The sequence below is a fragment of the Kitasatospora cystarginea genome (genome assembly GCF_039533515.1).
GTDB classification, from domain to species: domain Bacteria; phylum Actinomycetota; class Actinomycetes; order Streptomycetales; family Streptomycetaceae; genus Kitasatospora; species Kitasatospora cystarginea.
In genome coordinates, this window is the sequence record NZ_BAAATR010000073.1 from 1 (window position 1) to 16,763 (window position 16,763).

Genomic DNA, 16,763 nt, shown 5'->3' on the forward strand with positions numbered 1-16,763 from the left:
CGCCGCAGACTCACCCCGCGACAACGCCTCCAGACCCGCACAGAGCTCGTCCTGCCCCGAACCCACCAGCACAGCCCGGTGCTCGAACACCGAACGCGTGGTCGCCAGCGAGAAACCCACGTCGACCGGGGAGAGCTCCGGCTCGGCGGCCACCCGGGTCAGCAGACGTCCGGCCTGCTCGCGCAGCGCCTCCGCCGTCCGGCCGGACAGCGTCCAGGGCAACACCACGGGAGACCCGGTCGGCTCCTCGGCCGCCGCCGTCTCGGTGGCGGGAGCCTGCTCCAGGATCGCGTGCGCGTTGGTACCGCTGAAGCCGAACGAGGACACACCGGCCCGGCGCGGCTCGCCGGTCTCCGGCCAGGGCTGCTCCTCGGCGAGCACCCGTACCGAGTCCTCGGCCCAGTCGACGTGCGGGGACGGCTCACCGGCGTGCAGGGTCCGCGGCAGCACTCCGTGCTGCATGGCCAGCACCATCTTGATCACACCGGCGACACCGGCGGCCGCCTGGGTGTGGGCGAGGTTCGACTTGACCGAGCCGAGCCAGAGCGGACTGCCCTCGGGGCGGTCCTGGCCGTAGGTGGCGATCAGGGCCTGGGCCTCGATCGGGTCGCCGAGGACCGTGCCGGTGCCGTGCGCCTCGACCGCCTCTACCTGACGGGCCGTCAGTTGTGCGTTCTCCAGCGCCTGGCGGATCACCCGCTGCTGGGAGGGGCCGTTCGGCGCGGTCAGACCGTTGGACGCGCCGTCCTGGTTCACCGCCGTACCGCGCACCACGGCCAGTACCGGGTGCCCGTTGCGGCGGGCGTCCGACAGCCGCTCCAGCAGCAGCATGCCGACACCCTCGCCCCAGCCGGTGCCGTCCGCGTCGGCCGAGAACGCCTTGCAGCGCCCGTCGGCGGCCAGTCCGCGCTGGCGGCTGAAGTCGACGAACGCCTCGGGGGTGGACATCACGGTGACACCGCCGGCCAGGGCCAGCGTGGACTCACCGGAACGCAGCGACTGCACGGCGAGGTGCAGTGCGACCAGGGAGGAGGAGCAGGCCGTGTCGATGGTGACGGCCGGTCCTTCCAGGGCCAGGGCGTAGGCCACCCGGCCGGAGGCGATGCTGGCGGAGCTGCCGGTGCCCAGGAACGCCTCGACGCCCTCGGGGACGGAGTGCAGCCGGGCGGCGTAGTTGTGGTAGATGACGCCGGCGAAGACACCGGTGCGGCTGCCGCGCAGCGTGGCCGGGTCGATGCCCGCCCGCTCGAACGCCTCCCAGGAGGTCTCCAGGAGCAGCCGCTGCTGCGGGTCCATGCCCAGCGCCTCGCGCGGCGAGACACCGAAGAACGCCGGGTCGAACTCGGTTGCCCGGTGCAGGAATCCGCCCTCGTTGACGTACGAGGTGCCCGGGTGCTCGGGGTCCGGGTGGTAGATGGAGTCGAGGTCCCAACCGCGGTTGACGGGGAATCCGTCGACGGCGTCGCGGCCCTCGCTGACCAGCCGCCAGAGCTCTTCCGGGGAAGTGACGTCGCCGGGGAACCGGCAGCTCATTCCGACAATCGCGATCGGCTCGTGGTCCGCCGCCTCCACCTCCTGGAGACGCTGGCGGGTTTGGGCCAGATCGGCCGTGACCCACTTGAGGTAGTCACGAAGCGTTTCTTCATTCGCCATTAAATGCCCACCTCTTCAACGCATCCAGTCGGCTCACGTCGTTTCGACGGATTTCACCGACAGGAACTCGCAGCTCTCTCGGCAACGGCCGACGACATGCAGGAAAGCCCCTGGGCGAAGTTGTCGGCAACTTCGGGCACCAGGAGCTTCGCCGGGATCGCCTATTGCAATTCGCGATCCGAGATTATGGTTCGGCCGGATCTGGCCTCAACCCCTATCCGGCCCCTAGGGGCCACCGCTTCGGCAATAGCCGGAATATGGGCCGACCCGGAAAAGCGGGGACGGGTACGGACCGACGTACCCGGCCGCGAGGGCTGGGAACCCGGGGCGCCGCTGCCAACGCGGCCGGCCCCGGCCCGGACACCGATGGCGTCCGGGTCGGGGCCGCATCCGCGGTCAGCGGTCAGCGGCTCGCGCCGAGCGGTCAGCCGTCTGCCTGCGACCGGCCGAGCTGCTCGTGGATGAAGGCGAACAGTTCCTCGTCCGAGGCGCCCTTGAGCTGCTCGGTGTCGACGGCCGGAGCCGCCGGCTCGGTGGCGGCCCCGGCGGACAGCCGGCCGAGCAGCGCCTGGAGCCTGGCCGCCAGCGCGGTTCGGGCCTCTCCGTCGGGTGCCGGGGCCGCGTCGAACGCGGCCTCCAGGCGGTCGAGTTCGGCCAGCAGCGGCTCCGCGGGGGCGGCCGGTGCGGTCTCGGCGAGCAGCAGCTCGGCTAGCGCGGCAGGGGTCGGGTGGTCGAAGACCAGGGTCGCGGAGAAACGCAGTCCGGTGGCCGCGTTCATCCGGTTCCGCAGTTCGACGCCGGTGAGGGAGTCGAACCCCAGCTCCTTGAAGGCCCGTTCGGGCTCGACGGCCTCCGGTCCCGGGTGTCCGAGCACGGCCGCGACCTGGGTGCAGACCAGCTCCAGCAGGAGCTTGCGGCGCTCCTCCTCCCCCAGCCCCGCCAGCCGCTGCTCCAGGCTCGGCCCCTCGGCCGCGCCGGCGGCCGCCGCCCGTACGGCGCGGCGCACCGGCGTGCGCACCAGGCCACGGAGTAGCGGCGGCACGGCGGCGGGGTCGGCGTGGTTGCGCAGTCCGGCGACGTCCAGGCCCATCGGGGCCAGGGCGGGCCGGCCGACGGTGGCGGCGGTGTCGAGCAGGGCCAGGCCCTGGGCGGAGGCGAGCGGGGTGATACCGCCCCGGGCCATCCGCTGCAGGTCGGCCTCCGACAGGGTGCCGGTCATGCCGCTGCTCTCCGCCCACAGGCCCCAGGCCAGCGAGAGGCCGGGCAGGCCGGACGCGCTGCGCTGCCTGGCGAGGGCGTCGAGGAAGGCGTTGGCGGCTGCGTAGTTGCCCTGTCCGGCGCCGCCGAAGGTGCCGGCGACGGAGGAGAACAGGACGAACGCCGCGAGGTCGGCGGAGGCGGTGAGCTCGTGCAGGTTGAGCGCGGCGTCCACCTTGGGCCGCAGCACGGTGTCCACCCGATCGGGGGTGAGGGAGGCCACCACACCGTCGTCGATGACTCCGGCGGTGTGCACCACTGCGGTGAGCGGGTGGGCGAGCTCCGCGAGCAGGGCGGCCAGGGCGTCGCGGTCGGCGGCGTCGCAGGCCGCGACGGTGACCTCGGCTCCCAGCTGCTCCAGTTCGGCGGCGAGTTCGGGCGCGCCGGGGGCCCGGAGGCCGCGCCGGCTGGTGAGCAGCAGCCGGCGGGCGCCGTGTTCGGTGACCAGGTGACGTGCCACCAGGGCGCCGAGGGTGCCGGTGGCGCCGGTGACCAGGACGGTGCCCTGCGGGTCGAGCGGGGCGGGCACGGTGATGACCACCTTGCCGATGTGCTTGGCCTGGCTGACGTGGCGGAACGCCTCGGGAGCCCGGCGGATGTCCCATGCGGTGACCGGGAGGTGCCGCAGGGCCCCCTGCTCGAACAGGGCGATCACGGCGGTGAGCATCTCGTTGATGCGGTCCGGACCGGCCTCGATCAGGTCGAAGGCCCGGTAGCGGACACCGGGGTGCTCGGCCGCGACATGCTCGGGGTCTCGGATGTCGGTCTTGCCCATCTCGACGAAGCGTCCGCCGCCCGGCAGCAGGCGCAGCGAGGCGTCGACGAACTCGCGGGCGAGCGAGTCGAGGACGACGTCCACGCCCCGGCCCCCGGTGGCGGCCAGGAAGCTCTGCTCGAAGGCCAGGTCGCGGGAGGAGGCGATGTGCCGGTCGTCCAGCCCGAGGTCGCGCAGGGTGCCCCACTTGCCCGGGCTGGCCGTGCCGTACACCTCGGCACCGAGGTGGCGGGCGAGCTGGACAGCGGCCATGCCGACGCCGCCTGCGGCGGCGTGCACCAGGATCGACTCGCCGGCCCGCAGGTCGGCGAGGTCGATCAGGGCGTAGTACGCGGTGAGGAACACCACGGGGACGGACGCGGCCTCGGGATACGTCCACTCCTCGGGCATCTTGGCGACCATGCGCCGGTCGGTGACGGTGACCGGCGCGAAGCCGCCGGAGAGCATGCCGAACACCCGGTCGCCGACGGCGAGATCGGTGACTCCGGGGCCGACCTCCAGGACCACGCCCGCGCCTTCGAGGCCGAGCAGTCCGGCATTGCCCGGGTACATGCCCAGGGCGTTGAGCACGTCGCGGAAGTTGAGTCCGGTGGCGCGGACGCCGATCCGGATGTATCCGGGGTCGAGCGGTGCCGCGGCGGCCGGGAACTCGATCAGCCGGAGGTTCTCCAGGGTGCCCTTGACGGGGATGCCGAGCCGCCAGGCGACGGCGTCCTCGGGCGGGGTGAGGGCCGCGTCGACGGGGATCCTTGCCAGGCGGGCGGCGTGGCAGGTGCCCTGGCGGATCGCCAGTTCCGTCTCGGTGGCGGCCAGCGCCCCGGGGACGGCGGCGATCGAGGACTCGGCGGTGTCCAGGTCGAGCAGGACGAAGCGGTCCGGGTTCTCCGACTGGGCGGACCTGATCAGGCCCCACACCGCGGCCTGCGACAGGTCGGCGAGCTCCTCGCCGGCGGCCGTCGCGACGGCTCCCCGGGTGACCAGGACCAGGCGGGCCTCGCCGAACGAGCCGTCGGCCAGCCAGGCCTGGGCGAGCGCGAGGGACCGGTGGGTGGCGGCGCGTACGGCGTCGGCGGTCGGTGCGGCGGTGGTCCGCTCCGCCGGGACGAAGGGGACGAGCACCGTGTCCGGCGCGGGCGCACCCGCCTTGACGGCCGCGGCCAGCGCGGCGAGGTCGGCGTACTCCTCGGTCTCGATGCCGGCCTTGCGCAGGTCGGCGGAGAGCTCGGTGCCCTGGACGACGGCCCAGCGGCCGGCCGTGCCCGCCGTCGCCGGGAGCGCGGTCCACTCGACCTCGAACAGCGAGTCGTGGTGGGCGGCGCGGGCTCCGCGCAGTTGCTCGGTGGCGACCGGGCGCAGGACCAGGGACTCCACGGTGGCCACCGGCGCGCCGGTGCCGTCGGCGAGCGCGAGGGCGACCGAGTCGGTCCCCTGCGGGGTGATCCGGACCCGGAGGGTGGTCGCCCCGGCGGCGTGCAGGGTGACGCCGCTCCAGGCGAACGGCAGTCGTCCCTGCTCGGCGCCGGTCTGCTGGAGGAAGGTGCCGTGCAGCGCAGCGTCCAGCAGTGCGGGGTGGACTCCGAACAGGCTGCCGTCCGACTCGGCGTGCTGCGGCAGGGTGACCTCGGCGAAGATCTCCTCGCCGCGCTGCCAGGCGGCGCTCAAGCCCTGGAAGGTGGGACCGTAGGCGAATCCGCCGCCGGCCAGGCGCTCGTACAGTCCGGTGACCTCGACGGCCGTGGCGTCGGCGGGCGGCCAGACGGTGAGGTCGGCCGGCTCCTGGTCCTGGACGCCGTCGGCGAGCGCGCCGCTGGCGTGCCGGGTCCACGGCTCGTCGGGGTCGGAGTCCTCGGCGCGGGAGTACAGGCTGAACGGCCGGGTGCCGCTCTCGTCCGCCGGGTTGACCCAGAGCTGGAACTGGCGCGCGCCGGTCTCCGGCAGGACGAGCGGTGCCTCCAGGGTGAGTTCGGCCAGCCGGTCGCAGCCGACCTGGTCGCCGGCCCGGACCGCGAGCTCGACGAAGGCGGTGCCCGGGAGGAGCACGGTGCCCGAGACGGCGTGGTCGGCCAGCCAGGGGTGGGTGTCCAGGGAGAGCCGGCCGGTGAACAGGTAGCCGTCCGACTCGGCCAGCGGGGCGGCGGCGCCGAGCAGCGGGTGCTCGGGGGCGACCAGACCGGCGGAGGCGACGTCGACGGCCCACAGCGCAGGTGCCTCCAACCAGTACCGCTCGCGCTGGAAGGCGTAGGTCGGCAGATCGACGCGCTGCGCGCCGGTGCCCGCGAACACGGCCTGCCAGTCCGGCTCCACGCCGCGGACGTGCAGCTGGGCCAGCGCGGTGGTGAAGCTCTGCGCCTCGGCACGGTCGCGGCGCAGGACGGGAGTGAACACCGCGTCCTCGCTCACGCACTCCTGGCCCATCGCGGAGAGGGTCCCGTCCGGGCCCAACTCCAGGAAGGTGCGGACGCCTTCGCGCTCCAGGGCCTGGACGGCGTCGCGGAAGCGGACGGCCTCGCGGACGTGGCGCACCCAGTACTCGGCGCTGTGCAGCTCGTCCGTGATCGAGCCGGTCAGGGTGGAGACGATCGGGATGCGCGGTTCGGCGAAGGTCAGGCCCTCGACGACCTCACGGAACTCGGCGAGCATCGGCTCCATCAGCGGCGAGTGGAACGCGTGGCTGACGGTGAGCCGCTTGGTCTTCCGTCCCTGGGCCGCCAGCTGCTCCGCGACCTCTAGAGCGGATGCCTCGGCACCGGAGATCACTACTGAGGTCGGCCCGTTGACGGCGGCGATCCCCAGGTCGTCGGTGAGCAGCGGCAGGACGTCGGCTTCGGCGGCCTGGACCGCCACCATGGCACCGCCGGTTGGCAGTTGCTGCATCAGACGGCCACGAGCGGCCACCAGCTTGGCGGCATCCGCCAGCGAGAGCACCCCGGCGACGTGCGCCGCGGCGATCTCACCGATCGAGTGCCCGGCCAGGAAGTCCGGCCGGACGCCCCACGACTCCACCAGGCGGAACAGCGCCACCTCGACCGCGAACAGCGCCGGCTGGGTGTAACCGGTCTGGTCCAACTCCTCGCCGCCGAACACCACTTCGCGCAGCGGACGCTCCAGGTACCCGTCCAGCTCCGCACAGACCGCGTCGAAGACATCGGCGAAAGCCGGGTAGGTGTCGTACAACTCGGCGCCCATACCAGCGCGCTGGCTGCCCTGCCCGGCGAACAGGAACGCCGCACGGCCGGTGCCGACCGCTGCCAGGCCCTCCACCAGGTTGCCCGCCGACGCTCCGCGGGCCAGGGCCTCCAGGCCGCGCAGCAGCTCGGCCGGGTCGCTGCCGACCACGGCGGCGCGCTGTTCGAGGCGGGCGCGGGTGGTGGCCAGGGACCAGCCGATGTCGGCCAGGTCGATCCGGCTGTCGGCCAGCTGCTGGTGCAGCCTGGCCGCCTGGGCGTTCAGGGCCTCGCGGGTCTTCGCGGACAGCACCCACGCCACGGTGCCGGGGCGGGTCTCGGGCCGGCTGCTCTGCCCGGTGTCCTGTGCGGGAGCCTGCTCGATGATCGCGTGAGCGTTGGTGCCGCTGACGCCGAACGAGGAGACACCGGCCCGGCGCGGCTGGCCGGTCTCCGGCCACGGCTTCGCCTCGGTCAGCAGCGAGACCGCGCCCGCCGACCAGTCCACGTGCGGGGACGGCTCGCTGACGTGCAGGGTCTGCGGCAGCTCACCGTGCCGCATCGCCATCACCATCTTGATCACACCGGCCGCACCGGCGGCGGCCTGGGTGTGGCCGAGGTTGGACTTGATCGAACCCAGCCAGAGCGGCCGGTCCTCGGCGTGCTCCTGGCCGTAGGTGGCCAGCAGCGCCTGCGCCTCGATCGGGTCGCCCAGGGTGGTGCCCGTACCGTGCGCCTCCACCGCGTCCACCTGGTCGGCGGACAGTCCGGCGTTGGCCAGGGCCTGGCGGATCACCCGCTGCTGCGAGGGACCGTTCGGCGCGGTCAGGCCGTTGGAGGCGCCGTCCTGGTTCACCGCCGTACCGCGTACGACGGCCAGTACCGGGTGCCCGTTGCGGCGGGCGTCCGACAGCCGCTCGACCAGCAGCATGCCCACTCCCTCGGCCCAGCTGGTCCCGTCCGCGTCGGCGGAGAACGACTTGCAGCGGCCGTCCGCGGCGAGCCCGCGCTGCCGACTGAAGTCCACGAAGGTGTCCGGCGTGGACATCACCGTGACACCGCCGGCCAGCGCCAGCGTGCACTCGCCCGAGCGCAGCGCCTGGCTGGCCAGGTGCAGGGCGACCAGCGAGGAGGAGCAGGCGGTGTCGACGGTGACCGCCGGACCCTCCAGGCCGAAGGTGTAGGAAACCCGGCCCGAGGCGACACTGCCGGAGCTTCCGGTGCCGAGGTAGCCCTCGACGCCCTCGGGGATCGCGGGCAGCCGGGAGACGTAGTCGTGGTACATCACGCCGGCGAACACGCCGGTACGGCTGCCGCGCAGGCTGGTCGGATCGATGCCGGCCCGCTCGAACGCCTCCCAGGACGCCTCCAGCAGAAGCCGCTGCTGCGGGTCCATGGCGAGGGCCTCGCGCGGGTTGATGCCGAAGAAGGTGGGATCGAAGGCGCTGGCGTCGTGCAGGAAGCCGCCCTGTTGGGCGTAGGAGGTGCCCTGGCGCTCGGGATCGGCGTCGTAGAGCGCGTCCAGGTCCCAGCCGCGGTCGGCGGGGAAGTCGGAGATGCCGTCGCCGCCCTCGGACACCAGCCGCCACAGGTCCTCCGGCGAGGTCACCCCACCGGGGTAGCGGCAGGCCATACCGATGATGGCGATCGGGTCGTCGTCCCCGGCGGCCGTCGTGGCGGCCGCAGCGGCCACCGCCTCGACCGAGCCGAGCAGTTCGCCGCCCAGCTGCTCGGCCAGGGCGGCCGGGGTCGGGTAGTCGAAGACCAGCGTCGCGGGCAGCCGCAGTCCGGTCGCGGCGTTCAGGCGGTTGCGCAGTTCGACGGCGGTCAGCGAGTCGAAGCCCAGCTCCTTGAAGGCGAGTTGGGGCTCGATCGCGTCCGCTCCGGCGTGGCCGAGCACTCCGGCGACGTGTGCCGCGACCAGGGCGAGCAGCGCCTTCGCCCGCTCGGCGGCCGGGATGGTGGCCAGCTGCTGGGCGAACCCGCCCTCCCCTGCGTCGGCCGCCTGCGCGGTGCGCCGGGCGGGGGTGCGGACCAGTCCGCGCAGCAGGGCGGGCAGCGCCGGGGAGGCGGCCTGGCCGCGCAGCGCGGCGAGGTCGAGCCGCATCGGGACGTACGCCGCGCCGCCGAGGGCGGTCGCGGTGTCCAGTAGCGACAGGCCCTCGCGGGAGGACAGTGCGGCGACACCGGCCCGGTTGATGCGGTCGAGGTCGGCGGAGTCCAGGGTGCCGGTCATGCCGCTGCGTTCGGCCCACAGGCCCCAGGCCAGCGCGGTGGCGGGCAGGCCGGCGGCCCGGCGGTGGTGGGCGAGCGCGTCCAGGAAGGCGTTGGCGGCGGCGTAGTTGGCCTGGCCGGGTCCGCCGAGGGTGCCGGCGGCGGCCGAGAACAGCACGAAGGCGGAGAGGTTCTGATCCTTCGTCAGTTCGTGCAGGTGCCAGGCCGCGTCCGCCTTCGGGCGCAGCACGGTGTCGACCCGCTCGGGGGTGAGCGAGGAGACGATGCCGTCGTCCAGGACGCCTGCGGTGTGCACCACCGCGGTCGGGCGGTGCTCGGCGAGCAGCGCGGCGAGGGCCGCGCGGTCGGCGACGTCGCAGGAGGCCAGGGTCACCTCGGCCCCGGACTCGGCGAGTTCGGCGAGGAGTTCGGGGGCTCCGGCAGCCTCGACGCCCCGGCGGGAGACCAGCAGCAGCCGCCGGACACCGTGTGCGGTGACCAGGTGGCGGGCGACCAGCGCGCCGAGGGTGCCGGTGGCGCCGGTGACCAGGACGGTGCCCTCCGGTGCGAACGCCGGGGTCTCGCCGTCAGCTGCGGTCACCCGGGCGAGCCGGGGTACGTGGACGGCTCCGCCGCGGAGTGCGAGCTGCGGCTCACCGGCCGCGACGGCGGCCGCGAGGGCCTGCCGGGATCGCTCGTCTGCGTCGAGGTCAACCAGGACCAGGCGGTCCGGGTGCTCGGACTGCGCGGAGCGGACCAGTCCCCAGACGGCGGCGGCGCCGAGGTCGGTGACGTCCTCGCCGGGTGCGACGGCCATCGCGCCACAGGTGGCCAGCACCAGGCGGGCGTCGGCGAAACGCTCGTCGGCCAGCCACTCCTGCACCAGGACGAGTGCCCGCCGCACCGCCGCGTGCACGGCCTCGGCGCCCTCGCCGGGCTCGGTGGGGACCACGGTCAGCACCGTCTCGGGGCGCAGCGCGGGGTCGGTGTGCGCGGGCAGGCCGAGGCCGAGCGTGTCCTCGCCGAGCAGCGCCCAGCGGTCGAAGGAGGCGTCCGGGCCGGCCAGCGGGGCGGGCTGCCACTCCACGGTGAACAGCGACTCGTGGTGCACCGCACGCGCGGCGTGCACCTGGGCCGCCGAAACCGGGCGCAGCAGCAGCTTCTCCACGGTGGCGACGGGCGCTCCGGTGGCGTCCGCGACGGTGACGGTGACGGCGTCCTCACCGGCCGGGGCGAGCCGGACCCGCAAGGTGTCGGCGCCCGAGGCGTGCAGGGTGACGCCGCTCCAGGCGAACGGGAGCCGCCCGGACTCGCTGGGGCGCAGCAGGGTGCCCATGCCGACGCCGTGCAGGGCCGCGTCGAGCAGCGCGGGGTGCAGGCCGAACAGGCGGGCGTCGGCCTTGGCCTGCTCGGGCAGCCGCACGTCGGCGAAGATCTCGTCGCCGGACTGCCAGGCGGCGCGCAGTCCCTGGAAGACCGGGCCGTACCCGAATCCGGCCTCGGCCAGGTAGTCGTACAGGCCCTCGGTCTCGACCGGGACGGCGCCGGCCGGCGGCCAGCTGTCCTGGCCGAGCGGCTCGCCGCTACGGCCGGCGGTGGCGAGGACACCGGTGGCGTGCCTGGTCCAGGCGTGCTCGGCGGTCCGGACGGCACCGTCCTCGGGCTCCGGACGGGAGTGCAGGGTGAAGCTGCGGCTGCCGGTGGCGTCCGCCTCACCGACGGCGAGCTGGAGCTGGACGGCACCGCGCTCGGGCAGCACCAGCGGGGCTTCCAGGGTCAGTTCGGCAAGCCGGTGGCAGCCGACGTGGTCGCCGGCCCGGATGGCGAGTTCGACGAAGGCGGTGCCGGGCAGCAGGACCGTGCCCATGACGGCGTGGTCGGCGAGCCAGGGGTGGGTCTGCAGCGAGAGCAGTCCGGTGAACAGCACGCCGTCGGCATCGGCGAGCGCGACGGCCGCGCCGAGCAGCGGGTGGTCGGCGGCTCCGAGACCGGCGGAGGTGATGTCGCCGAGCCAGCCGGCCGGCGGCTCGGGCCAGTGGCGGCGGCGCTGGAACGCGTAGGTGGGCAGCGCGACCCGGCTGCCGCCCCAGTCGGCCGACACTGCCTGCCAGTCGGGCGCGGCGCCGTGGACGTGCACCCGGGCGAGCGCGGTCAGCAGCGACTGCCGCTCGGGGCGGCCGGCCCGCAGCGCGGGCACCAGGGCGACGCCGTCCCGGTCCTCGGCGAGGCAGTGCTGGGCCATCCCGGTGAGGACGCCGTCGGGGCCGAGTTCCAGGTAGGTGGTGACGCCGCTGTCGTCGAGCCTGCGGACCGCGTCGAGGAAGCGGACCGCCTCGCGAACGTGGCGGACCCAGTAGTCGGGCGAGCCGAGTTCCTCGGCGGACAGCGAGGCACCGGTGACGGTGGAGACGATCGGCAGGCGCGCGGGCCGGTACTCCAGGCCCTCGGCGACCTTGCGGAAGGCGTCCAGCATGCCGTCCATCAGCGGCGAGTGGAAGGCGTGGCTGACGGTGAGCCGCTTGGTCTTCCGGCCGAGCTCCTCGAAGTGGCCGGCAACCGCAAGGACTTCGCCCTCGGCGCCGGAGACCACCAGGGCGGTGGGCCCGTTGACGGCGGCGATGCCCACCTCGGCGGTGAGCAGCGGCAGCACCTCGTCCTCGGCGGCCTCGATCGCCACCATCGCGCCGCCGGCGGGCAGTTGCTGCATCAGGCGGCCGCGCGCGGCGACCAGCGCGGCGGCGTCGGCGAGCGACCACACGCCCGCGACATGGGCGGCGGCGAGCTCGCCGATCGAGTGGCCGGCCAGGAAGTCGGGGGTCAGGCCCCAGGACTCGACCAGGCGGAACAGTGCCACCTCGACGGCGAACAGCGCGGGCTGGGTGTAGCCGGTCTGGTCGAGCTCCTCGCCGCCGAAGACCACCTCGCGCAGCGGGCGCTCCAGGTGCGCGTCGAACGCGGCGCACACCTCGTCGAACGCGGCGGCGAACGCCGGGAACTCGCGGTACAGCTCCTGGCCCATCCCGGCGCGCTGGCTGCCCTGGCCGGTGAACAGGAAGGCGGTGCGGCCGTCGGCGGCGGCGACGCCCTGGACCAGGTTGGGGGCGTCCTCGCCGGCGGCGAGGGCGTCCAGTCCGGCCAGCAGCTCGGCGCGGTCGGTGGCCAGGACGGCGGCCCGGTGGTCGAGGGCGGCCCGGGTGGTGGCCAGCGAGTGGGCCAGATCGGCCTGGGCGAGGTCGGGCACGGTGTCCAGGTGGGCGCGCAGCCGGGCGGCCTGGGCGCGCAGGGCCACAGCGGTCCGGGCGGAGACCAGGTGCGGCAGCAGCCCGGCGGCGGGCTGCCGTTCCTCGGACTCGACGGCCTGCTCGGGAGCCTGCTCGATGATGGTGTGGGCGTTGGTGCCGCTGACGCCGAAGGAGGAGATGCCGGCGCGGCGCGGCTCACCGGTCTCCGGCCACGGCCGGGCCTGCTCCAGCAGCGCGACGCCGCCGGAGGACCAGTCCACGTGCGGCGAGCGCTCGTCCACGTGCAGGGTCTTCGGCAGGGTGCCGTGCCGCATCGCCATGACCATCTTGATCACGCCCGCGACACCGGCGGCGGCCTGGGTGTGACCGAGGTTGGACTTCACCGAGCCCAACCACAGCGGCTGGTCCTGGGGGCGCTCGAGACCGTAGGTGGCGAGCAGGGCCTGCGCCTCGATCGGGTCGCCGAGGACCGTGCCGGTGCCGTGCGCCTCGACCACGTCGACCTGGGCCGGGGTCAGCCCGGCGGAGGCCAGCGCCTGGCGGATGACGCGCTGCTGGGAGGGACCGTTGGGGGCGGTGAGGCCGTTGGACGCGCCGTCCTGGTTGACGGCCGAGCCCCGGATCACGGCCAGGACCGGGTGCCCGTTGCGCTGGGCGTCGGAGAGCCGCTCCAGCAGCAGCATGCCGACGCCCTCGCCCCAGCCGGTGCCGTCGGCCGCGGCGGCGAAGGACTTGCAGCGGCCGTCGGCGGCGAGCCCGCGCTGGCGGCTGAACTGGATGAACGCGCGCGGGCTGGACATCACCGTGACACCGCCGGCCAGCGCCAGCGAGCACTCCCGCTGGCGCAGGGCCTGCACGGCGAGGTGCAGCGCGACCAGCGAGGAGGAGCAGGCGGTGTCGACGGTGACCGCCGGGCCCTCCAGGCCGAAGGTGTAGGACACCCGGCCGGAGAGCACGGCCGCCGAGTTGCCGGTGAGGGTGTAGCCCTCCACGCCCTCGGGGACGTCGTACAGCAGATCGCCGTAGTCCTGGCCGTTGGTGCCGGCGAAGACGCCGGTCCGGCTGCCCTTGAGCGAGGTCGGGTCGATCCCGGCCCGCTCCAGCACCTCCCAGGATGCCTCCAGCAGCAGGCGCTGCTGCGGGTCCATGCCGAGCGTCTCGCGCGGCGAGATGCCGAAGAACGCGGCATCGAACTCCGGTGCGCCGTAGAGGAATCCGCCCTGACGGGTGTAGCTGGTGCCCTGCTTCTCCGGGTCCTCGTCGAAGAGCGACTCGACGTCCCAGCCGCGGTCGGTCGGGAAGTCGCCGATCGCGTCGCGGCCCTCGGCCACCAGCTGCCACAGCTCCTCGGGGGAATTCACTCCGCCCGCGAAACGGCAGCTCATCGACACCAGGGCGATCGGCTCGGAGTCCCCCGACTCCGCCTCGCGCAGCCGCTGACGGGTCTGGTGCAGATCCGCCGTGACGCGCTTCAGATAGTCGAGGAGCTTTTCCTGATCCACTGTTGGAACCTCACCAAAAGATGTCGATGACTGCGAGTTGTTGCGGGCGGAGCCGGGGAACCCGGTCAGGAGAGGCCCAACTCCTGGTCGATGAAGGCGAACACCTCGTCTGCCGAGGCGGACTGCAGCTTGCCGGCGACCTCGGCCTCGACCGCCGCCTCGCGCGGGGCGCCGCTCCACCGGGCCAGCAGGGCCTGGAGCCGGGCGGCCACGTCCGCGCGGGTGTCCTCGTCCTCGGCGACCGTTGACAGCGCCGCCTCCAGCCGGTCGAGGTCGGCGAACGAGGCCGCGCCCTGCTGGTCGCCCGCGGGCAGCAGGTCCGCCCGCAGGCGGGCGGCCAGCGCGGCCGGGGTCGGGAAGTCGAACACCAGCGTCGCCGGGAGGCGCAGTCCGGTCGCGGCACCCAGGCGGTTGCGCAGCTCCAGGGCGGTCAGCGAGTCGAGACCGAGCTCCTTGAAGGCCCGGCCGGCGCCCACCTCGTCCATCGTCGGGTGTCCCAGTGCCGCCGCCGCGTGCGTCCGCACCAGGTCCACCAGCGTCTGCTCGCGCTCCAGTTCGGCCATGCCGGCCAGCCGCTGACGCAGGTCGGAGCCGTCGGACGCGGCTGGGGCTGCGGCTTCGGTGCTCGCCGCCGCACGGCGGACGGCGGGCAGCTCGTCCAGCAGCGCGGAGGCGCGGACGGCGGTGAAGCCGGGTGCGAAGCGCTCCCAGACGATGTCGGCCACCGCGATCACGGTGTCGCCGAGGTCGAGGGCCTGCTGGAGGGCGGCGATCGCCGACTCGGGGGCCATGCCGGGCAGTCCGGCGCGGTCCAGCCGGTCGCCGATCACGCCGTCGGCGGCCATACCGCTCTCACCCCAGCGGCCCCACGCCACCGAGGTGGCGGGCAGGCCCTCGGCCCGGCGGTGCTCGGCGAAGGCGTCCAGGAAGGCGTTGGCCGCCGCGTAGTTGCCCTGTCCGGGGTCGCCCAGCGTGCCGGCGATTCCGGAGAACAGCACGAACGCGTCCAGCTTCTGGTGCCTCGTCAGTTCGTGCAGGTTGAGCGCGGCGTCCACCTTGGGACGGCAGACGGTCGCGATCCGGTCGGACGTCAGCTGGTCGAGCACCCCGTCGTCCAGGACACCGGCGGTGTGGAAGACCGCCGACACCTCGACGGAGGCCAGCAGCTCCGCGAGCGCCTCGCGGTCGGCCGCGTCACAGGAGGCGATGGTGACGGCGGTACCGAGCGCGGTCAGCTCCTCGCGCAGTTCGTCCGCGCCTTCGGCGTCCGGGCCGCGGCGACTGGTGAGCAGCAGGTGCTCGGCGCCGCTGCGGGCGAGCCAGCGGGCCACATGGGCGCCCAGGGCACCGGTACCGCCGGTGACCAGGACGGTGCCGCTCGGGCGCCAGCTCTCCGCCGGGGCGAGGCCGGAGGGCGCGTGCACCAGCCGGCGGGCGAAGACCCCGGACGGGCGCACCGCGAGCTGGTCCTCGATCCCGGCACCGGCCAGCACGGCGACCAGTCGGTCCAAGCCGCGCTCGTCCACCTGCTCGGGGAGGTCCACCAGTCCGCCCCAGCGCTGCGGCTGCTCCTGCGCGGCCACCCGGCCCAGGCCCCAGACCAGCGACTGGGCGAGCCCGGTCGGCCGCTCGCCGCGGCTCACCGCCACGGCACCGCGCGTGGCGCACCACAGCCTGGCCTCGAACGCGGCCTCACCGAGTGCCTGCAGCAGCGCGACGGTACCCGTGAGCCCGGACGGCAGGCCCGGGTGGTCCGGGTGCGGCTCTTCCTCCAGGGCGAGCAGGGACAGCACTCCGGCCGGCGCGACCACGTCGTCCAGCTGCTTGCGGACCAGCTCGTCGAGACCGGAGCGGTCCAGGTCACCGGCCGGGACGACGAGCTTGCGCACCTCCGCACCGCGCTGCCCGAGCGTGCGGGTCAGCTGGGCCACCCAGTCCTCCTCGGCCAGCCGTTCGGGCAGTACGACGGCCCAGGTGCCGGAGAGTACGGGGGCGGGGAGGTCGGCCATTGGCTGCCAGGTGATCCGGTAGCGCCAGCCGTCCACGGTGGACTGCTCACGGCGCTGCCGCCGCCACGAGGACAGCGCGGGCAGTACGGCACTCAGCGGCGCGTCGTCGGCCAGCGCCAGCGAGTCCGCGAGGGACGCCAGGTCCTCGCTCTCCACGGCGGCCCAGAACTCCGCCTCCGCCGGGTCCAGGACGGCAGCGCGCTCGGCCGCCAGGTCCTCGGCGTGAGCCGCCTCGGGCCAGTAGCGGCGGCGCTGGAAGGCATAGGTGGGCAGGTCCACGAGCGGCGTGCCGGTACCGGCGAAGACGGCCGCCTGCCAGTCCACCGCGACCCCGCGCACCCATGCCTCGGCGAACGAGGCCAGCAGTCGACGGGCACCGCCCTCGTTGCGGCGCAGGGTGCCGAACGCGGCGGCCTCACGGCCGCTCTGCTCGATGCCCTCCTGAACCGCCATGACCAGCACGGGGTGCGGGCTGACCTCGACGAAGGTGCCGTAGCCGTCCGCCAGCAGGGCCTCCACGGCCTCCTGAAGACGGACGGTGGTACGGAGGTTGGTGTACCAGTACTCCGCATCCATGCCGGAGCCGTCGATCAGCTCGCCGGTCACCGTGGACAGCAGCGGCACCCGACCCGCCCGCGGAGTCACCTCACGCAGCACGTCAAGCAGTTCGGTACGGATCGACTCCACCTGAGCCGAGTGCGAGGCGTAGTCCACCGGCACCCGCCGGGCCCGGACACCGTCCGCCTCACAGGAGGCGATCAGCTCCTCCAGCGCGGCCGGCTCACCCGAAACCACCACCGACGACGGCCCGTTCACCGCCGCGACCGAGATCCGCTCCTCACCCCAGACCGTCAGCCGCTCACGCACCGCCTCCACCGGCAGCGCAACCGACACCATCCCGCCACGACCCGCAAGCCCACCGGCAATCGCCCGGCTCCGCAGCGCCA

3 protein-coding genes are annotated in these 16,763 nt (G+C 74.2%); all 3 read right to left on the bottom strand.

Translation table 11 applies throughout. The features are described 5' to 3' along the window. Positions 1-1,653 (bottom strand): type I polyketide synthase (locus tag ABD369_RS38325; RefSeq protein WP_344641273.1); only part of this gene is annotated, 1,653 nt, incomplete at its 3' end. 424 nt (positions 1,654-2,077) lie between these two features. Next, positions 2,078-13,807, bottom strand: coding sequence for an SDR family NAD(P)-dependent oxidoreductase (locus ABD369_RS38330; protein ID WP_425557872.1), 11,730 nt, complete (start codon positions 13,805-13,807; stop codon positions 2,078-2,080). Positions 13,808-13,872: 65 nt separating this feature from the next. Then, a partial coding sequence (locus ABD369_RS38335) for an SDR family NAD(P)-dependent oxidoreductase (RefSeq protein WP_425557873.1) occupies positions 13,873-16,763 on the bottom strand: 2,891 nt, incomplete at its 5' end.